The organism is Ruegeria sp. SAZD011 (genome assembly GCF_059612545.1).
This window is the reverse complement of the sequence record NZ_JBXWQU010000022.1, coordinates 145,770-164,191: the sequence shown is the minus strand read 5'-3', so window position 1 is coordinate 164,191 and position 18,422 is coordinate 145,770. Positions and strand designations below refer to the sequence as shown.

The 18,422-nt window shown below is 62.7% G+C and carries 18 protein-coding genes; 6 read left to right on the top strand and 12 right to left on the bottom strand.

Annotation, left to right across the window (positions count from 1 at the left end; translation table 11 throughout):
* Nucleotides 1-72: 72 nt before the first annotated feature.
* On the bottom strand, nt 73-1,470 hold the full coding sequence (locus tag AC2FLM_RS09495; RefSeq protein WP_234137521.1) for an aminotransferase family protein: 1,398 nt from the start codon (nt 1,468-1,470) through the stop codon (nt 73-75).
* A gap of 397 nt (nt 1,471-1,867) precedes the next feature.
* Here AC2FLM_RS09495 and AC2FLM_RS09490 point away from each other — a divergent pair, with 397 nt between their 5' ends.
* From AC2FLM_RS09490 to AC2FLM_RS09475, 4 genes are all read left to right on the top strand, one after another.
* On the top strand, nt 1,868-2,875 hold the full coding sequence (locus AC2FLM_RS09490) for a taurine ABC transporter substrate-binding protein (RefSeq protein WP_234143021.1): 1,008 nt from the start codon (nt 1,868-1,870) through the stop codon (nt 2,873-2,875).
* Between the two features lie 108 nt (nt 2,876-2,983).
* Nucleotides 2,984-3,790 (top strand): ABC transporter ATP-binding protein, encoded by an 807-nt coding sequence (locus AC2FLM_RS09485; protein ID WP_234137523.1) that lies wholly within the window; start codon nt 2,984-2,986, stop codon nt 3,788-3,790.
* A 5-nt stretch (nt 3,791-3,795) separates the two neighbouring features.
* On the top strand, nt 3,796-5,061 hold the full coding sequence (locus AC2FLM_RS09480) for an ABC transporter permease (RefSeq protein WP_496858051.1): 1,266 nt from the start codon (nt 3,796-3,798) through the stop codon (nt 5,059-5,061).
* A gap of 141 nt (nt 5,062-5,202) precedes the next feature.
* The gene (locus AC2FLM_RS09475; protein WP_496857472.1) at nt 5,203-6,831 is read left to right on the top strand and encodes an acyl-CoA synthetase; all 1,629 of its coding nucleotides are present in this window, start codon (nt 5,203-5,205) and stop codon (nt 6,829-6,831) included.
* Between the two features lie 87 nt (nt 6,832-6,918).
* On the opposite strand, the gene speB is transcribed toward AC2FLM_RS09475, so the two are convergent.
* The 9 genes from speB to hmgA form a co-directional block, all read right to left on the bottom strand.
* The gene (speB, locus tag AC2FLM_RS09470) at nt 6,919-7,878 is read right to left on the bottom strand and encodes an agmatinase (RefSeq protein WP_234220653.1); all 960 of its coding nucleotides are present in this window, start codon (nt 7,876-7,878) and stop codon (nt 6,919-6,921) included.
* Nucleotides 7,879-8,008: 130 nt separating this feature from the next.
* On the bottom strand, nt 8,009-8,647 hold the full coding sequence (gene maiA, locus AC2FLM_RS09465) for a maleylacetoacetate isomerase (RefSeq protein ID WP_496857469.1): 639 nt from the start codon (nt 8,645-8,647) through the stop codon (nt 8,009-8,011).
* 158 nt (nt 8,648-8,805) lie between these two features.
* Nucleotides 8,806-9,351 (bottom strand): VOC family protein, encoded by a 546-nt coding sequence (locus tag AC2FLM_RS09460; protein ID WP_234137529.1) that lies wholly within the window; start codon nt 9,349-9,351, stop codon nt 8,806-8,808.
* Between the two features lie 4 nt (nt 9,352-9,355).
* Nucleotides 9,356-9,550: a DUF2783 domain-containing protein gene (locus tag AC2FLM_RS09455; RefSeq protein ID WP_234137530.1), complete on the bottom strand. Its 195-nt coding sequence runs from the start codon at nt 9,548-9,550 to the stop codon at nt 9,356-9,358.
* 5 nt (nt 9,551-9,555) lie between these two features.
* Nucleotides 9,556-11,169 carry an FAD-dependent oxidoreductase gene (locus tag AC2FLM_RS09450; protein WP_496857467.1) on the bottom strand — a complete coding sequence of 538 codons (1,614 nt, stop codon included), beginning with the start codon at nt 11,167-11,169 and terminating at the stop codon, nt 9,556-9,558.
* Between the two features lie 181 nt (nt 11,170-11,350).
* Nucleotides 11,351-12,301, bottom strand: coding sequence for an MBL fold metallo-hydrolase (locus tag AC2FLM_RS09445; protein WP_496857465.1), 951 nt, complete (start codon nt 12,299-12,301; stop codon nt 11,351-11,353).
* Between the two features lie 3 nt (nt 12,302-12,304).
* Nucleotides 12,305-12,664: a VOC family protein gene (locus AC2FLM_RS09440; protein WP_496857463.1), complete on the bottom strand. Its 360-nt coding sequence runs from the start codon at nt 12,662-12,664 to the stop codon at nt 12,305-12,307.
* A 7-nt stretch (nt 12,665-12,671) separates the two neighbouring features.
* Nucleotides 12,672-13,925 (bottom strand): fumarylacetoacetase, encoded by a 1,254-nt coding sequence (fahA, locus tag AC2FLM_RS09435; RefSeq protein ID WP_496857461.1) that lies wholly within the window; start codon nt 13,923-13,925, stop codon nt 12,672-12,674.
* Nucleotides 13,926-13,998: 73 nt separating this feature from the next.
* The gene (gene hmgA, locus AC2FLM_RS09430; RefSeq protein ID WP_234137535.1) at nt 13,999-15,354 is read right to left on the bottom strand and encodes a homogentisate 1,2-dioxygenase; all 1,356 of its coding nucleotides are present in this window, start codon (nt 15,352-15,354) and stop codon (nt 13,999-14,001) included.
* Between the two features lie 58 nt (nt 15,355-15,412).
* On the opposite strand from hmgA, the gene AC2FLM_RS09425 reads away from it, so the two are divergent.
* Together AC2FLM_RS09425 and AC2FLM_RS09420 are read left to right on the top strand one after the other, a co-directional pair.
* Entirely contained in the window at nt 15,413-15,865 is a 453-nt protein-coding gene (locus tag AC2FLM_RS09425; protein ID WP_234220647.1) for a MarR family winged helix-turn-helix transcriptional regulator, read from the top strand.
* A gap of 74 nt (nt 15,866-15,939) precedes the next feature.
* The gene (locus AC2FLM_RS09420; protein WP_496857459.1) at nt 15,940-17,187 is read left to right on the top strand and encodes an adenylate/guanylate cyclase domain-containing protein; all 1,248 of its coding nucleotides are present in this window, start codon (nt 15,940-15,942) and stop codon (nt 17,185-17,187) included.
* Here AC2FLM_RS09420 and AC2FLM_RS09415 read toward each other — a convergent pair whose 3' ends face one another.
* A complete protein-coding gene (locus tag AC2FLM_RS09415; protein ID WP_234137538.1) occupies nt 17,188-17,997 on the bottom strand; it encodes a division plane positioning ATPase MipZ in 810 nt (269 codons plus the stop codon). It abuts the gene before it with no gap.
* Nucleotides 17,998-18,193: 196 nt separating this feature from the next.
* On the bottom strand, nt 18,194-18,415 hold the full coding sequence (rpmE, locus tag AC2FLM_RS09410; protein WP_234139893.1) for a 50S ribosomal protein L31: 222 nt from the start codon (nt 18,413-18,415) through the stop codon (nt 18,194-18,196).
* Between the last annotated feature and the right edge of the window lie 7 nt (nt 18,416-18,422).

Sequence of the window (18,422 nt, the reverse complement as noted above, 5' to 3'; positions counted from 1 at the left end):
CCGGCGCGCGGAACGCACCGGTTTCACGGGCAGACGACCCAACGGGAGAGGTGCCGGTCGCGGCCCCCGGTCCTAGCCGAAGACGCGGGTCAGCGCCTGATCGACCGCATCGGTGATGGCGTCGATATCCTCGGCGGTGGCGATCAGCGCCGGCGAGAAGCACAGCGTGTTGTTGCGACCCGGGATCGAGCGATTGGTCACCCCGATGATCACGCCCTGCGCCATGCAGTCGGCAACCACGGCCTGTGCCTGTTTCTCGGTCACCGGTTCCTTGGTCTCGCGATTGGCCACCAGCTCGGCGCCCAGGAACAGGCCCTTGCCGCGCACATCGCCGATCACGGCGTGCTTTTCCATCAGCGCGTGCAGGTTGCCCAGCATCCGCTCGCCCATGGCGGTGCAATTGCCCAGCAGGTCCTCATCCTCGATGATGCGCATGTTTTCCAGCGCCGCGGCGGGGCCGGCGGTGCAGCCGCCAAAGGTCGAGATATCGCGGAAATAGTTCAGCGGATCGTCGCTGTTATCCTTGAACATCTCGAACACTTCTTCGGTGGTCACCATGCAGGCGATGGCCGCGTAGCCCGAGGCGACGCCCTTGGCCATGGTCACGAAGTCGGGCTTGATGCCGTATTGCTGATAGCCGAACCAGGTGCCGGTGCGGCCGATGCCACAGACGACCTCGTCGATATGCAAGAGCACGTCGTATTGCTTGCAGATCTCCTGCACCCGCTCCCAATAGCCCTCGGGCGGGGTGATAACGCCGCCACCGGCGGTCACCGGCTCAAGGCACAGCGCGCCGACGGTCTCGGGGCCCTCGCGCAGGATCACCTCTTCGATCAGGTCGGCAGCGGCGCGACCGAACTCGGCGCCCGACAGATGACCCAGCCCCAGCTCTTCCTTGCGATATTCCATGCAATGGGGAACCTTGACGAAATCCGGTGCGAAGGGACCGTATTGCGCGTTGCGCTCGTCCTGGCCACCCGCCGACATCGCCGCCAGCGTCGAGCCGTGATAGTCGCGGTCGCGATAGAGGATCTTGGTCTTCTTGCCGCCGTATTTCTTGTGCGCGATCTGGCGCACCATCTTGAACGCCTTCTCGTTCGCCTCGGAGCCCGAGTTGGTGTAATAGACCCGGCTCATCCCCGGCATCTTGGAAATCAGCTTCTCGGCATACAGCGCACCGGGAATCGAGCCCGCCGAGTTCGCAAAGTAGCAAAGTTTCATCAACTGGTCATAAACCGCCTTGCAGATGGACTCACGTCCATAGCCCACGTTGACGGTCCAGACGCCGCCCGAGACGGCGTCGAGATGCTCTTTGCCCTTCTGATCCCAGACCCGCATGCCCTTGCCTTCGACGATGATGCGGGGGTCGTTGGTCTCAAAGGGTTTGTGCTGGATCAGATGGTGCCAGATATGGGCGCGGTCGGCTTCGACCACCCGACTCAGATCGTTTTCGTTGAACGTGCCGTCCATGAGGGGCCCTCTCCTGATGACTGTTTGATCGACTCCGATGTCCCAGAAAAACCGAGACGCGTGATAGAGTCCAGAGACGTCAAATCCTGGGCATCCGATAGGGCCAGAAATATACCTCACATATATCCAATATGGCTGCCCTTACGGCAGCTTGCCGCGCTGCTTCCCCGGATAGCGGGCTGAAAAATATAGGTATTTCCAGATTTGAGGTTTTGAAATCCGCACGTTGGTCTGTCCAAGACTTGGCCCAATGGCAGAAAAATTCGTTGATCGAAAGGGGGATTTCCTTTCGGAGTAGGGAGGGGCGCTCGGACGAGGGCCCGCGAAACAGCAGAAACGGCTGAACCGTTCGCGAAATTCCTCCGCCATTCCGGCGGAACACAGGGAGAATTAGATGATGACTGCAAAAACGAAGCTTTTGGGTGCTGTGGCCGGTCTGGCGCTGGCGGTTGGCGCCATGCCTGCGGCGGTGGCTGCCGAGGGCGAGATCACCGTGGCCTACTTCCTCGAATGGCCGATGCCGTTCGAATACGCCAAGCAGAAGGGAACCTATGACGAGGCGCTGGGCGTCAAGGTCAACTGGGTCAGCTTCGAGAGCGGCGTGAAGATGTCGGCGGCGATGGCGTCGGGCGATGTGCACCTGTCGGTCAGCCAGGGTGTTCCGCCCTTCGTGGTTGCCACCTCGGCCGGGCAGGACCTGCAAATCCTCGATGTGGCTGTGTCCTATGCCGACAACGACAACTGCGTCGTGCGCTCGGAGCTGGAGATCGACAAGGACAATGCCGGTGAACTGGCGGGCAAGAAGGTTGCCGTGCCGCTGGGCACCGCCGCGCACTATGGTTTCCTCAAGCAGATGAACCATTTCGGCGTAGATGTCGCCAGCATGGATGTCGTCGACATGGATCCGCCCGATGGCGCCGCGGCGATTGCCCAGGGCGCGGTTGACATGTTCTGCGGCTGGGGCGGCTCGCTGCGCCGTGCGCTTGAGCATGGCAATGTGCTGCTGACCGGTGACGAAAAGACCGAACTGGGTATCCTGGTGTTCGACGTGACATCGGGCCCGGCGGGCTGGGTCGCTGAAAACAGCGAGCTGGTTGCAAAGTTCCTCAAGGTGACGGCGGATGCAAACGCCATGTGGGCGGACGAGGCCAACCATGCCGAGATGCTGCCGCTGATCGCCAAGGATGCCGGCATGGATGAAGAGGCGACCGCCGCGACCATCGCCACCTTCAAGTTCCCGACCATCGAGGAGCAGATGAGCGGTGCCTGGCTGGGTGGCAATGCGCAGACGTTCATGAAGGGTGTGGCGGATGTGTTCGTCGAGGCGGGCAGCATCGACAGCGCGCTGGACACCTACGAGAACGCCGTGAACACCGGGCCGCTGGCCGCGGCAGGCGGCATGTAAGCCGACCGGACGACGGGCGGCGGGCTGTCCCGCCGCCTGCATTTTGCATGTTGCCCGGAACCGGCGACACCATACCCCTGCAAATATCTCCAACAGGAAAGGCGGGCCATGTCGGGACTGTCTATCGAAAACATATCCATGCGCTTTGACCTGCCGAACGGCAGCTCGGTGCAGGCGCTGAAAAACGTCTCGTTGCATCTCAAGGAAGGCGAGTTGATGAGTGTGCTCGGCCCTTCGGGCTGCGGCAAGACAACATTGTTGAATATCGTCGCCGGGTTTCTGGCGCCGACCGAGGGCCACATCGCCATGAACGGGCACAAGGTCCACGGACCTGACGCGGAACGCGGCATGGTGTTCCAGCAGGGCGCCTTGTTCGAATGGATGAACGTGCGCGACAATGTCAGCTTTGGCCCGCGCATGAAGGGGCAGCGCGAGGCGGAGTATGGCAGCCATGTCGACCATCTGCTCGACGTGACCGGCCTTGGCGATTTCAAGGACAAGGCGATTTATGAGCTGAGCGGCGGCATGCAGCAGCGCGTCGCGCTGGCCCGTTGTCTGGCCAACGATCCCGACGTGATCCTGATGGACGAGCCGCTGGGCGCGCTGGACGCGCTGACCCGCGAAAAGATGCAGGGCCTGGTTCTGAAGCTCTGGAAAGAGACTGGCAAGACCATCATCCTGATCACCCACTCGGTCGAAGAGGCCCTTTTGCTGGGTGAACGGCTGCTGGTCATGGCGCCGCGCCCTGGACGCATCCACAAGGAATACCGCCTGCCCTATGCCGATATGGGGGTGAATGCGGATCTGCGCGAGGTCAAGAAATCCGAAGGCTATTCCCAGACGCGCGAGGAAATCCTCTCGATGATCTGGGACATGGAGGAAGAAATCATGGGACGCACGGAGGCAGCACAATGATCGGCCTGATTATCCTTGCGGTCTATGTGGCGATCTTTGTCGGGTCGTTCCTGGCCGTGCGCTTTTTCGTGCGCAAGACCACCAATGACTTTACCTCGCTCAAGACCGTGACTTTCGGTGACGAGAGCGCGGTCACCTCGAACCGGATCGCCTCGGTGGTGTCGGTTCTCACCATCTTTCTGATCTGGGGGTCGTTCACCGGGTCGAAATACGTGCCCTCGTTCCTGCACGCGCCGGCGCCTTTTGTCGGCGAAACCTCGTTTGTCTACACGCTCGAGGATGCCAATGGCGCCCGCGACGACGCCACAGTCCATGTCAAGGTCTACCCCTTTGGTGAAAAGACCGAGAATTTCGACGTGGATCCGGGGCCCGGCTTTGCCAAGGACGACGCGGTGTCGATGACCGCATCGCGCTCGACCACCATCATCTTTGACAAGAATGACGAGGCCAAGCGCAAGGAAGGCTCCAGGATCGTGGCCATCGACGGCACCGCCATATCCGAAGGTCAGTCGATCAAGACCGGGTCAGGGCAGTTTTCGCTGACCGACAAGGGGGCGATCAGTTTCCGGCCGCCCTCGGGCTTGCAGATGGAACCGATCTGGCTGCCGCCGCCCGAAGCCGTGGTCAGCCGTCTGGGCGAGATTGCCAAGTCCGGCTATCGCGACAGCACCTTGTGGGAGCATCTGGGCTTCTCGCTGTTCCGTGTGATCGCCGGTTTCTTCTTTGGCGCGCTGGTGGGCATTCCGCTGGGCTATGCCATGGGGTTGAGCGACTGGTTCCGCGGCTGGTTCGACCCGATCGTCGAATTCATGCGCCCGGTGCCGCCACTGGCCCTGATCCCGCTGGTCATCATCTGGGCGGGGATCGGCGAGACGGGCAAGATCATCCTGCTGTTCCTCGCGGCCTTGTGGATCATGGCCATCGCCGCCCGCTCGGGTGTCTCGGGGGTCAGGATCTCGAAGGTGCACGCCGCCTATTCGCTGGGCGCCAGCAAGGCGCAGATCATGCGCCATGTCATCGTTCCAAACTCGCTGCCCGAGATCTTTACCGGCGCGCGGGTGGCGATGGGGGTCTGCTGGGGCACCGTGGTTGCCGCCGAACTGGTGGCGGCGGAAAAGGGCGCCGGTATGATGATCATGGTCGCGTCCAAGTTCCAGCTGACCGATATCGTGATCATGGGGATCATCCTGATCGGCGTGATCGGCTTTGGCATCGACATCCTGATGCGCTGGGCCGAACGGGTGCTGGTACCCTGGAAGAGCAAGGGCTGATCCACCTTCGGCAAGAAAAAATCGGGGCCCTGCGGGGCCCCGGTTCTATTGTTGCGGCAGGCACGTGTTATTACGATCTTTCCTTGCCGGGCGTGTTTGTGCCACATCTGCGCGCAAGGCATCACTCAGGGAGGACAGGACATGACCGGCAGCAGCATCTATGACCAGCATCTGGACCGGACACGCGCCAATTTCACCCCGCTGTCACCGCTGAGCATGATCGAGCGTACGGCGGCGATCTATCCGGATTACCCCTCGGTGGTGTATGGCACCCGCCGCTACACCTGGGCGGAAACCTATGCGCGTTGCCGGCGTCTGGCCGGGGCGCTGGCCGCGCGCGGGATCGGCAAGGGCGACACCGTTTCGATCATCGCGGCCAATATCCCCGAGATGTACGAGGCGCATTTCGGCGTGCCCATGGTGGGCGCGGTGCTGAATGCGATCAACACTCGGCTGGACGCCCCGATCATCGCCTTCGTCCTGACCCATGCCGAGGCAAGGGTGCTGATCGTCGATCCCGAATTCTCGGCCGTTGTGCGCGATGCCTTGGCACAGATCGACCGCCCTGACCTGCTGGTCATCGACATCGAAGATGCCAGTTTCGCAGGCGGGGAGCGGCTCAGCGCACTTACCTATGAGGAACTGCTGGCCGAGGGTGACCCCGAATTCACCTGGTCGCTGCCGGATGACGAATGGGACGCGATCGCGCTGAACTACACCTCGGGCACCACCGGCAACCCCAAGGGGGTCGTCTATCATCACCGCGGCGCGGCGCTGAACGCGAACACCAACATCCTCGACTGGGGGATGACGAAACACTCGGTCTACCTTTGGACCTTGCCGATGTTCCATTGCAATGGCTGGTGTTTTCCCTGGACCATGGCGGCCAATGCCGGGGTGTCCGTCTGCCTGCGCGCGGTACGGGACGAGCCGATCTATCGCGCTTTCCGTGAGGAAAAGGTGACCCATTTCTGCGGCGCGCCCATCGTGCTCAACATGCTTGCCAATGCGCCCGCGCATCTCAGGGATTTCGACCACCAGATCAAGGTGATGACCGCAGGCGCGCCGCCGCCCGCCGCCGTGATCGAAAAGATGGAGGCGATGGGCGTCGAGGTGACCCATGTCTATGGCCTGACCGAAACCTATGGTCCGTCGGTGGTGTGTGCCTGGAAAGAGGAATGGGATGCGCGGCCGGCCAGTGAACGGGCGGCGCTGAAGGTGCGCCAGGGGGTCAAGAACGCGGCCCTGTCCGGCCTGATGGTTGCCGATCCCGACACGCTGGAACCGGTGCCCGCCGATGGCGAGACCATGGGTGAGATCTTCATGCAGGGCAACGTGGTGATGAAAGGGTATCTCAAGAACCCCGATGCCACGGACAAGTCGTTTCGCGGTGGCTGGTTCGCCTCGGGCGATCTGGGGGTGATGCATCCCGATGGCTATATCGCGCTCAAGGACCGGTCCAAGGACATCATCATCTCGGGCGGCGAGAACATCTCGTCGGTCGAGGTCGAGGACGTGCTCTACAAGCACCCTGCGGTGATGGAGGCCGCCGTGGTCGCCAGGCCGGACGAGAAATGGGGCGAGACGCCTTGCGCCTTTGTCGAACTGAAACCGGGGCATGCGGTCGAGGCCGCTGATCTGATCGCGCATTGCAGGGCGAACATGGCACATTTCAAAGCGCCCAAGACGGTGGTGTTCGGTGAATTGCCCAAGACTTCGACCGGGAAGATACAGAAATTCCTGCTGCGCGATCGGGCGCGTACGATCTGATCTGGGCGGGCACCGGAAAATTGCAAATTTTCCGGCCCGTTTTCCGTGCCGGAAAACGGAGGCGCGTCCGGTGCCGAGGTGTCCCTTCTAGCGTTTGCGGTGATGCAACACCCGGCCTAATGTGTTCATCAGCAACTGAGCCGCCAGGATCGAGGTGCTGCCACTCTGATCGTAATCCGGTGCCACCTCGACCAGGTCGATCCCGGCGATCTCGCCGCGCTGTGCCAGCCCGTCGATCAGTTCCAGCACCTCATAATAGAGAAACCCGCCATGGCTGGGCGTTCCGGTGCCAGGCGCAATCGACGGGTCGAAGGCGTCGATGTCGATGGTCAGGTAATAGCGGGCGCCTTCGGGAATACGGTCGAGCATTGCCGCCGTTCCCATCCGCCGCACATGTCGCACCGACTGGATATCCGATCCCATGGCGCGGGCGGCGTCATAGCCGTCCTTGGCGGTGGAAGAGACATTGCGGATACCGATCTGGGTCAGCCCGGTGACATGCGCCTTCTCCGCCGCGCGCCGCATCGGGTTGCCGTGGCCATAGCGCACGCCATGCCGTTCGTCGACAAAATCCAGATGCGCGTCGATCTGCACCACATGGATCGGGTCTTGATCGTCAAAGGCATTGATGCAGGGAATGTTGATCGAATGGTCACCGCCCAGCACCACCGGCAACGCCCCGGCCTGCAGGATCTTGCGCACGCCGAACTCGATATTCGCGTGGCTCTTCATCGTGTCTGTATGCACGATATCGGCATCGCCGATATCAACGATCCGCACCTTGGCGGGATCGAGATAGGTGATGTCATCCTCGAAATCATAGGCGCCCGCATGGCCGAAGGAAAACAGGGTCGAGGCCTCGCGGATGGCGCGCGGTCCCATACGTGCCCCGGATCGCCACTGTGCGCCAAAATCGAATGGAGCGCCGAGGACCGCCGCATCGGCGTCGATACTGTCCCAATCCTCGACATAGGGGTATTTGCCAAAGGTGCAGATCCCCACAAACGGCAGGTTCAGCCGTCCGCTGTCATATCCGTGTGATGCCATGCCTGCCTCCCGCTCATCCTTGCCACATTAACGGCGCCCGGAGCGGGGCTGTCCAGTGGCTTTCGGGCGGGGGGCGTTTTCCGACACGGAAAACGGGCCGGAAAACATGTGTTTTCCGGCGGCGCCAAGATCACGCGGGGGCGTGACGATCTGGATGTGCGGCGGCAAAGGCCGGGTGTTTTGCACAGGCCGCCTCGACCGACAAGAGGCGTGGCAGGTCGCTGATATCCACTTCCCAGCGGTGCGCATTGTAGATTTGGGGCATCAGGCAGATATCGGCCAGCCCGGGCGCATCGCCGCAGCAATAGGGCGATTGTTCGAACCCGGCCAGCATCGTCTCGAAGGCTTGCAGCCCGGGGCGGATGAAATGGCGCATCCAGGCGCCCGGCATGTCCTCGGCGCCGCCACTGAGGTCGGTGGCGTGACGCGCGACCTTCAGGTTGCAGACCGGGTGGATATCGACAGCGATTGCCTGCGCCAGCGCCTGTACCTGCGCCCGGCCCGCCGGATCGGCGGGCACCAGGCCCAGCCCGCGGGTCTGGTCGAGATAGTCGAGCATCGCCAGCGACTGCGTCAGCCGCAGCCCGTCGATCTCGAGAACCGGCACCAGCCCCTGCGGATTTCGGGCTAGGTGTTCTTCGGAGCGGTGTTCCCCCTTGACCAGATCGACCGGCACCGCCGTATAGGAAATGCCCGCAAGGTTGAGCGCGATGCGCAGCCGGTAGCTGGCCGACGAGCGCCAGTAGTCATAAAGGATCGTTTCGGTCATTCCGGCGTCTCTCCTGTCAGGGGCAGGCGGATGTTAGGCTGTTGCCCGCGCGGTGTTAACAGCTTTCGCTCCATGGCGGTTCTCAATCCTTTGCGGGCTTTCCTCGCGAAAGGGGCCCGGTGACCTGCACCTGACCCCATCCTGTTGTTGCTCGGTTCTCAGACGGTCTTGTTCAGCTCCTTGGCGTGCAGCCACGCGGCGTGCTGCGGCGCCTTCTTGGTGCGCGACCACTCTTCGAGCATGTCCCACTTGACCTCGTCCATCCGCTTCAGAAGCGCCTCTTCCTCCGGGTCCGGGCAAGCCAGTTCGACACGGTGGCCGTTGGGATCGAAGAAATAGATCGAATGGAAGATCGAGTGATCGGTGACGCCCAGAACCTCGACACCATTGGCCTCCAGATGTTCCTTGAACTCGATCAATGTCGCGCGGTCCTTGACCTTGAACGCGATATGCTGGACCCAGATCGGCGTGTTCGGGTCGCGGCCCATCTCGGGCTTGGTCGGCAGTTCGAAGAAGGCCAGCACGTTGCCGTCGCCTGCATCCAGGAACAGATGCATATACGGGTCCGGTTCATGGGTCGAAGGGACATGATCCTCGGCAATCGCCAGGATGAAGTCCATGTTCAGCATCTTGCCATACCACTCGACGGTTTCCTTGGCGTCCTTGCAGCGATAGGCGACGTGGTGGATTTTCTCGATCTTCATGGGGTTACTCCTTGAATGCGGCGGCTTTCAGCGCCTTGGACAGGACGGCGCGGTCGCCGATATGGTTGGCCAGAACCAGCACGAGGCGCGCGTTGAGCGCGTCGCTTTCCGCCTTGTCGAGGCCCTCATGGGCGGCCAGCAGTTCGGCATAGAAATCGTCTGCGCCAGCGATGTTCGGGGTCAGTGTCAGATCGGACATGAGGCTCACTCCTTGCCGGTGGCCCGGCGGATCGCGTGCCGGAACTGGGTTTCGTCGAATGTCGCGCGGCGGGCGGCGACATGCTGGTCGGGGCGGATCAGGTAGACGGCGCTGTCATTGTCGCCCAGATAGCGGCGCTTCAGCTCCATCGTCGGGTCGTCCTTGACCGACAGCGCCAGGCGCGTGACCTCGATCCCCTCTTCCTCGATCAGGTCGGGGGCATCGGCGTCGATGGTCAGCAGGATGAACCTGTCGCCCAATTTTGGCAGCAGGAACCCGTCGCCCAGCGGCGCGTCGGGGCATGGGCTGCCGGGACGGGTGCGTGCCGGGCCGTCCAGCAGCGCATCGGCCGAGTTGAGCGGCGAGCCGTCATAGGTGCAAGGCACCGACAAGCGGCCCGAATTCACCAGCGGGCGGGCGAATTCATACTGCTCGCTCAGGTCCAGCACCGCGTCGCGCAGGACGCGCGACATCTCGGATTTGGGCGTGATGAAATCGGTCGAGCGCGACGAATTGAGGATATTCTCATCCGCGCCGTGGATCCGCTCCATATCATAGCTGTCCAGCAGGCTTTCGGGTGCCTTGCCCTCCATCACCAGTTTCAGCTTCCAGATCAGGTTGTCGGTATCCTGCAGGCCGGAATTCGCCCCGCGTGCGCCGAACGGCGAAACCTGATGTGCCGCGTCGCCCGCAAACAGCACCCGGCCATGGCGGAACTTCTCCATCCGGCGGCACTGGAACGTGTAGATCGAGACCCATTCCAGCTCGAACTGCACATCCTCGCCCAGCATCGCCTTGAGGCGCGGGATCACGTTCTCGGGGCGCTTTTCACGCTCCTTGTCGATATCCCAGCCCAGTTGCAGGTCGATGCGCCAGACATTGTCAGGCTGCTTGTGCAGCAGGGCGGATTGACCCCGGTTGAAGGGCGGATCGAACCAGAACCAGCGCTCGGTCGGGAAACCGGCATCCATGATCACGTCGGCGATCAGGAAGTTGTCCTCGAACACGCGGCCCACGAAATCGAGTCCCAGCATCGACCGCACCGGAGAGCCGGCGCCGTCGCAGGCGATCAGCCAGTCGGCCTCGACGGTGTACGAGCCTTCGGGTGTCTCGACCTCCAGCTTGACATGGTCGGGATGGGTGCCGATCGCCTCGACCTTGTTGCGGCCGCGGATTTCGATCGGTGCACCGGCCTCCTGCAATTCGCGGACCCGGTTCACCAGGTATTCCTCAAAATAGTATTGCTGGAGGTTGATGAAGGCGGGGCGCTGGTGGCCACCCTCGGGCAGCAGGTTGAAGTCATAGACCTGCCGATCGTCAAAGAACACCTTGCCCAGGTTCCACTCGACCCCCTTGTCGACCATCGGCTGACCACAGCCGAGCCGGTCGAGGATCTCCAGCGGGCGCTTGGCATAACAGACCGCGCGGCTGCCAAAGCTGACCTTGTCATTGTCGTCCAGCACCACGACCTCGATCCCCTGTTGGGCAAGGTCGATGGCGGCGGCCAGCCCGATGGGGCCTGCGCCGATCACGATCACCTTGTGGCGTGCCGGGCTGGAGGCGTCCTGATCGGGACTGCGCTCATAGGCATAGAGTGGGACTTCGAAGATTTTGTTCATGGGTCTCTCCTCCCAGGTCTGGGCGCACCCGGCGGGCCGAGGGCGCAAGTCTCCCATCCTCTGCCGGGCACCCGCCAGAGGTCTTGTCACATCGTCTCATCAGTTCACCCGGCGTGACACGATCTGGATCAATGTCGTTCGGGCCGGGGGCTCATCCGCACGGGCGGGTCCCCCTTTGGGGTCAGCCTTGCAGGGCCTCCCACATTTCCAGATCACGCTGCGCGGTCCAGATGCGCGGCGTGTCGATGCCGCGCGCCTCGTCATAGGCGCGCGCCACGTTGAACGGCAGGCAATGCTCGTAGATCGCGTATTCGGCGAATTTGGGATCGCATTCGGCGCGCACCGCGTCCCAGGCCTCTTTCAGCGAGCCGCCGCGCGCGGCCACGCGCGCTGCCGGGCGATAGGTGCTTTGTACGAAATCGCGGGTATTCTCGATGGCGGCATTCACCATCTCCTTGCCCACCAGCGCATCGCCGCGCCCCGGCGCAATCGCGTCCACGTCGAACCAGGCGATGTTGTCCAGCGTGTTGCCCCAGTCGTTGAAATGCCCGTCGCCGCAATAGCAGGCCGAGTGGTATTCGACGATATCGCCGGTGAACATCACGTTCTGATCCGGCACATGGATCACCGCGTCACCCGCCGTATGGGCGCGACCCAGATGCATGATATCGACCCGGCGGTTGCCCAGATACACGGTCATGCTGTCCGAGAATGTGGTGGTGGGCCAGGTCAGGCCCGGAATGCTCTCATGCCCCTCGAACAGGCGTGGAAAGCGCTGGAACTCGCTGTCCCAATCCTCTTGCCCGCGTTCAACCACCATCGAACGGGCGGTGTCGGACATGATCACCTGACCGGCACCAAATGCGCTGGCGCCCAGTACACGCACGGCGTGGTAATGGGTCAGCACCACATGGGAAATCGGCTTGTCGGTGACCTCGCGGATACAGTCGATTACCTTTTGCGCCAGGCGCGGAGTGGCCTGCGCCTCGACCACCATGACGCTGTCATCGCCGATGATGACGCCGGAATTGGGGTCGCCCTCGGCGGTAAAGGCATAAAGCCCCTCGCCCACCTCGGTAAAGCTGATCTTCTTCTCGCTCATGTCGCCTTGCGACGCGAATGCCTTGGCCATGTGTCAGTCCCTTTCCAGGAATTCCAGCCGGTTGCCAAAGGGGTCTTCGGCAAAGAACCGGCGGCGGTTCTCGATTGTGTCGTCCCAGCGCGGGCTCTGGCCCAGGGCCTCGATTCGCGCGGCGACGGTGTCTATGTCAATGACGGCAAAGCCCGGATGGGCCTTGCGCGCGGGGGTGAAATCCTGCTCCACCCCCAGATGCAGTTCGGCGCCATTCAGCGCCAGCCACAGCCCGCCGCGCGCTTTCAGCGCATCGGGCTTGGCGATCTCGACCAGACCCAGACCCGCGCACCAGAAGGCGCGCGCCGCGTCCTCGCCCCCGGCGGGGATCGCGATCTGGATATGGTCGAGGGCCAGGGTCATGGGCGGCTCAGCCCCAGGCCTTGGCGGGCAGGATCTGGCCCACGCAATCGCCAAAGCCGACGGTATAGCCATCGCCGCGCGCATTGCCGCGCAGGGTCAGCGTGTCGCCATCCTCGATAAAGCCGCGGGTCTCGCCGGTCTCCAGCGTGAAGGGCTCGCGCCCGGCCCAGCTGAGTTCCATCAGCGAGCCGAATTCGCTGCGCTCCGGCCCCGAGATGGTGCCAGAGCCCAACAGATCGCCCGCATTCATCGCGCAGCCACCAATGGCGTGATGGCACAGCTGCTCGGCCGCCGAATAATACATGCGGCTGTAGTTGGTCTTGGCAATGACCGAAGCGTGATCGGCGCCTTCGGGTTGCATCAGAACCTCTAGCTCGATGTCATAAAGCCCGTCCTTGCTGCCTTTGAGATAGGGCAACAGCTCTTTCTCACGCGGGGGTGTGGGGGCGCGGAACGGCTCCAGCGCGGCGGCGGTCACGATCCATGGGCTGATCGAGGTGCCGAATGCCTTACCCTGGAACGGCCCCAGCGGCTGATATTCCCAGCCCTGGATATCGCGCGCCGACCAGTCGTTCAGCAGCACATAGCCAAAGATCATCGCATCGGCCTCGTCCACCGTGATCGGCTGGCCGAACTCGGACCCGGTGCCGACGATGGCGCCCATCTCCAGCTCGATATCGAGCCGTTTCGAGGGGCCAAAGGACGGCATTTCCGCATCGGGGGCCTTGGTCTGGCCATTGGGGCGGTGGATCGGCGTCCCCGACACCACGACCGAGGAGGCGCGGCCGTTGTAGCCGATCGGGATATGCAGCCAGTTTGCCGGCAGATCGGGCGAGCCGCGCAGGATGGCGCCCATGTTCTGGGCGTGCTGCTTGCCGGCATAGAAATCGGTGTACTCGCTGACCACCAGCGGCATGTGCAGCGTGGCCTCGGCCATCGGCACCAGCAGCGGTTCGACAGCCTCCTGCTCTTTTGACCCTTTGACCAAAAGCGCAGTCAGCCGCTCGCGCAGCGCGGCCCAGACGGCGGGGCCTTCCTCCATCAGATCGTTCCAATAGGGCACGTCGAACAGCGGATAGTCGGTCAGCGCGATCAGGCCCTCGGCCTCGGCGGCGGCGATGTCGAGGATCATGTCGCCGATGGCGACGCCACAGCGGGGATCGTCCTCGCCGGTCGAGAAGACGCCATAGGGCAGGTTGTTCAGCGGAAACGGGTGATTGGCATCGTTGGCCGAAGCCACCCAGGATTTCAGAAGGGGCATGTTGTCTCCAAACGCTTGTCACGGGCGGGGCCGGGATTTTTCGTCGAAAAATCCGGGCCCCCTCAGCCGCAGCCTATTTCTTGCCGGGGGTGCCGTCGAATTTCTTCTCCAGCGAGGTCCAGCAGTCGATGTAATCGTCCTGCAATGGCGCTTCCTTGGCGGCGAATTCGGTCAGGTGCTGCGGGAAACGGGTCTCGAACATGAACGACATGGTATGGTCCAGCTTGTCGGGGCCGAGATTGGCGTTCGACGCTTTCTCGAACGCTTCCTTGTCCGGTCCATGCGGCAGCATCATGTTGTGCAGGCTCATCCCGCCGGGGACAAAGCCCTGCGGCTTGGCGTCGTACTGACCATAGATGTTGCCCATCAGCTCGGACATGATGTTCTTGTGATACCAAGGCGGGCGGAAGGTATCTTCCATCACCATCCAGCGCTCGCGGAACAGCACAAAGTCGATATTGGCGGTGCCCGGCACGCCCGACGGCGCGGTCAGCACGGTGAAGATCGACGGATCGGGATGGTCGAACAGGATCGCGCCCACCGGGCAATAATTGCGCAGGTCGTATTTGACCGGGGCGTAATTGCCGTGCCAGGCCACCACGTCCAGCGGGCTGTGACCGATCCGGGTGGTGTGGAACTGGCCGCACCATTTCACGGTCACGGTCGAGGGCGCCTCGCGATCCTCGAACGCCGCCACCGGCGATTTGAAATCGCGCGGATTGGCCATGCAGTTGGCGCCGATCGGGCCACGGCCCGGCAGCTCGAACTTCTGGCCATAGTTTTCGCAGACAAAACCACGGCAGGGGCCTTCCAGCACCTCGACCCGGTAGACCAGGCCGCGCGGCAGGATAGCGATTTCCTTGGGTTCGACGTCGATGATGCCCAACTCGGTGGCAAAGCGCAGCCGGCCCTCTTGCGGCACCACCAGCAGCTCGCTGTCGGCGGAGAAGAAATAGTCATCCACCATCGACTCGGTGACCAGATAGATATGGCTGGCCATGCCGACCTGGGTATTCACGTCCCCGGCGGTGGTCATGGTGCGCATGCCGGTGAGCCAGGTCAGCCCCGCGCCCGAATGTGCCACCGGGTCCCAACGGTACTGGCCCAGGCTGATCACATCAGGGTCGATACAGGGGGCCGATTTCCAATAGGGCAGGTCGATCTTTTCATAGCGGTGCGAATGCTTGACCGAGGGCCGGATGCGATAGCACCAGGTGCGCTCGGGGCGGGTCGCGGTAAAGGCGGTGCCACTCAGCTGTTCGCCATAAAGGCCATAGTTGCATTTCTGCGGGCTGTTCATGCCCTGGGGCAGGGCGCCGGGCAGTGCCTCGGTCTCGAAATCGTTGCCCCAGCCCGGCATGTAACCTTCGGTCGTGCCGGCGGGCGTCGCGGCCTGCGTCAGCAGATGGGGGTCTGTCGGTCGGTTCATGTCGCGTGTCTCCGGTAATCTGCTTGCGGATTAATAGTTGATTTTGTAACTAACAAGCATGACAGAGACCAATTTACCCGAAAATGATGACTTTGAGTTGCGAAGTTTCCTGCCATTCCTGCTGAATCAGGCGGCCGAGCAGAGTTCGCTGGAGTTTCAGCAGGTCTACAAGAATCGCTATGGCATGCTGCGGACAGAGTGGCGGGTACTGTTTCACCTGGGAAATTCCGGCGAGATGACGGCCAAGCAGATTGGCGATCTGGCGCTGATCCACAAGACAAAGGTCAGCCGCGCGGTCGCCAAGCTGGGGCAACGGCGTTATCTTACACGCACTCGTGATGAACGCGACCGCCGGTCCGAGCGTTTGGCATTGACCCCGGCTGGCGAGGCGGTCTACCGCGAGTTGCGCGGCATTGCCGAGCAGTATGACGCACGGATGGCGGCCAAGTTCACCAAGGGCGAGGTGGCGCTGTTGCGGGTCATGCTGCGGCGTTTGGCGGCGATGGAGTGATCCTCGCAACCGGCGGCGCGACTGCTTAGATAGGCCCCAAGATCGGCGCGGGCGCCGTGGGACTGGAGATGCGCATGGATGCGGCAGGACAATTTCACGCCGAGGCGGATGCCTCATCGGCACAGCTGATCTCGTGGCTGCTGCAACGCGGTCTCGAAGGCGCGCGGCAGGACGAATTGTTGCATGGCTATTGCGAGCGGCTGGTGGAACTTGGCGTGCCGCTCTATCGCCTGCATGTGGCGCAGAGCGCGTTTCACCCGAAATATGGCGGGCTCGGATTCAACTGGTTCCGCGATCAGGGGGTATCCAGCGAGGAATACGGCTATACCGAGACCCCGAACGCGGCCTGGGTGCGCAGCCCGCTCTATCACCTGCTCGACAGCGGCGAGCAGGAGTATCGGGAACGTCTGCTGGACAGCAATGGCGACAGCCGCTTTCCGCTGCTCAACGAGTTGCGCGAGCGTGGGGCGACCGATTATTTCGCCGCTGGCGTGATCCTGGAAAAACGCGCGCATTTCGAGCGTATCGACCCGGCGAACACGCCCGAAGGGGTGCTGATCTCGTGGACGAGCAACGGGCCGGACGGGTTCTCGGACACCGATCTGCGGCTGGTGCGCGAGTCGCTGCCGCAGCTGGCGCTGGCGCTGAAATCGGCGGCCAACCGGCAGATGGCGGGTGACCTGCTTCAGGTCTATCTGGGGCGCGATGCGGGGCGGCGGGTGCTGTCGGGAGAGATCCAGCGCGGATCGCTCCAGCAGATCGACGCTGTGCTGTGTTACTTTGACCTCAAGGACTTCACCGCACTGACCGAACGCACACCGGGGCCCGAGCTGATCGCGATGCTGAACGACTATTTCGGCATGGCGGTGGCGATCATCCAGGGCCATGGCGGCAATATCCTGAAGTTTCTGGGCGACGGCATCCTTGCCATGTTCAATCTGGACACGCCCGAACAATCGGCGGCGGCCGGGCTGGACGCAGTGGTGCAGATGCGCCGTTGCATGGAGCAGAAGAATGCCGACCGCCAGGCTCAGGGCGAGACCACCACCGGGGTCACGCTGGCCCTGCATGCGGGCGAGATCCTGTATGGTAATATCGGTGCCGAGAACCGGCTGGATTTCACCGTGATCGGCCCGGCGGTCAACCTGACAGTGCGCCTGTCCGGCCTGCACCGGTCGGTGGGGCGCAACATCATCCTGTCCGAACCGGTGGCCGAGATCGCGGGCCATACGGCGCATGATCTGGTCAGCCTGGGCAGGTACATGCTGCGCGGCGTGTCCGAACCGCAGGAACTCTATACCATCTACGAAGCGCCCGCCTGATCAGAAATCGATCTCGACGCCGGGCAGTTGCAGCGCTTTCATCATGTCGCGCAGCTCTTGCCGGGCGGCGATGTTCGAGATGTTGAGCTGCTTGACCCCAACGTCCTTGAGGTCAAGGAGAGTCAGCCCGCGCGGAAACAGTTCACGAAAGATCACGCGCTCCGAGAAACCGGGTGCGATGCGGAACCCGATGCGGCTGGCCAGCATCTCGATGGCGCGTTCCATCTTTTCCTTGTTGACCATGCGCTGGGTGCCGACGCGGTTGCGCACCACGACCCAGTCGATCGGTTTCAGCCCGGCCTGCGCCCGCAGTTGCCGCGCGTTCCAGACCATTTCGGAATAGACCGAGGGGCCAAGGATCTTTTCGCCGCTGGAATCGATCCGCGCCAGCAGGTCGAAATCGACGAAACTGTCGTTCAGCGGGGTGACCAGCGTGTCGGCCAGCGAATGCGCCACCTGGCTCAGCCTTGTATGTGAGCCGGGGCAGTCGATCAGGATGAAATCGCTGTCTGCCTCGAGCCGTGCCACCGCAGCGGACAGGCGATGGTCGAACACGTTCTCGCCCGGCTTCAGCGAGGCCGGGTCGATCTCGGGCAGGTCGTGGTTGCGGGGCGAGGGCAGGTCCAGCCCTGATGCCTTGTTAAAGGCCGCGCGGTTTTCGAAATAGCGGCCCAGGCTGCGCTGGCGCAGATCCAGGTCCAGCGTGTTGACCTTGTAGCCCAGCCGCGCCAGCGCGCTGGCCACATGCATGGATACGGTGGATTTGCCCGCGCCGCCCTTTTCGTTGCCGACGACGATGATATGCGCCATTGCCTGCGTCCCCTGATCTCCGAACCTTTGCTGGCCCGGTATTGGGGCACACTATATGTTGTGTGCCGGGCGAAGGGAAGCGCAGACAGGGCTCTGTGCCTCGCCTCCGGTTGGTTTCTGTGTCCCGAGCCGGTTGCGGCAAAGAAAAAGGGCCGCCCGCATGGGCGACCCTTGAAGACGAACAAAGTCAGTGGGTTCAGAAACCCAGGCCTTCGTATTTCTTCTTGAACTTCGACACGCGACCGCCGGTGTCCATCAGGCGGGACGAGCCACCGGTCCAGGCCGGGTGCGACGAGGGGTCGATTTCCAGCGACAGGGTGTCGCCTTCCTTGCCCCAGGTGGATTTCATCTGGATGACGGTGCCGTCGGTCAGCTTGACGTCGATCAGGTGGTAATCGGGATGGATGTCGTTTTTCATCTTTCCG

What these genes read in the sequence shown, in the direction of transcription:
- AC2FLM_RS09445 (WP_496857465.1), bottom strand. Translation starts at nt 12,301, where the DNA reads ATGGCCAAGGCATTCGCGTCGCAAGGCGACATGAGCGAGAAGAAGATC.
- AC2FLM_RS09425 (WP_234220647.1), top strand. Translation starts at nt 15,413, where the DNA reads ATGACAGAGACCAATTTACCCGAAAATGATGACTTTGAGTTGCGAAGT.
- AC2FLM_RS09450 (WP_496857467.1), bottom strand. Translation starts at nt 11,169, where the DNA reads ATGAACAAAATCTTCGAAGTCCCACTCTATGCCTATGAGCGCAGTCCC.
- AC2FLM_RS09440 (WP_496857463.1), bottom strand. Translation starts at nt 12,664, where the DNA reads ATGACCCTGGCCCTCGACCATATCCAGATCGCGATCCCCGCCGGGGGC.
- AC2FLM_RS09420 (WP_496857459.1), top strand. Translation starts at nt 15,940, where the DNA reads ATGGATGCGGCAGGACAATTTCACGCCGAGGCGGATGCCTCATCGGCA.
- AC2FLM_RS09485 (WP_234137523.1), top strand. Translation starts at nt 2,984, where the DNA reads ATGTCGGGACTGTCTATCGAAAACATATCCATGCGCTTTGACCTGCCG.
- speB (WP_234220653.1), bottom strand. Translation starts at nt 7,878, where the DNA reads ATGGCATCACACGGATATGACAGCGGACGGCTGAACCTGCCGTTTGTG.
- rpmE (WP_234139893.1), bottom strand. Translation starts at nt 18,415, where the DNA reads ATGAAAAACGACATCCATCCCGATTACCACCTGATCGACGTCAAGCTG.
- hmgA (WP_234137535.1), bottom strand. Translation starts at nt 15,354, where the DNA reads ATGAACCGACCGACAGACCCCCATCTGCTGACGCAGGCCGCGACGCCC.
- AC2FLM_RS09455 (WP_234137530.1), bottom strand. Translation starts at nt 9,550, where the DNA reads ATGTCCGATCTGACACTGACCCCGAACATCGCTGGCGCAGACGATTTC.
- AC2FLM_RS09460 (WP_234137529.1), bottom strand. Translation starts at nt 9,351, where the DNA reads ATGAAGATCGAGAAAATCCACCACGTCGCCTATCGCTGCAAGGACGCC.
- fahA (WP_496857461.1), bottom strand. Translation starts at nt 13,925, where the DNA reads ATGCCCCTTCTGAAATCCTGGGTGGCTTCGGCCAACGATGCCAATCAC.
- AC2FLM_RS09490 (WP_234143021.1), top strand. Translation starts at nt 1,868, where the DNA reads ATGACTGCAAAAACGAAGCTTTTGGGTGCTGTGGCCGGTCTGGCGCTG.
- AC2FLM_RS09415 (WP_234137538.1), bottom strand. Translation starts at nt 17,997, where the DNA reads ATGGCGCATATCATCGTCGTCGGCAACGAAAAGGGCGGCGCGGGCAAA.
- AC2FLM_RS09475 (WP_496857472.1), top strand. Translation starts at nt 5,203, where the DNA reads ATGACCGGCAGCAGCATCTATGACCAGCATCTGGACCGGACACGCGCC.
- maiA (WP_496857469.1), bottom strand. Translation starts at nt 8,647, where the DNA reads ATGACCGAAACGATCCTTTATGACTACTGGCGCTCGTCGGCCAGCTAC.
- AC2FLM_RS09495 (WP_234137521.1), bottom strand. Translation starts at nt 1,470, where the DNA reads ATGGACGGCACGTTCAACGAAAACGATCTGAGTCGGGTGGTCGAAGCC.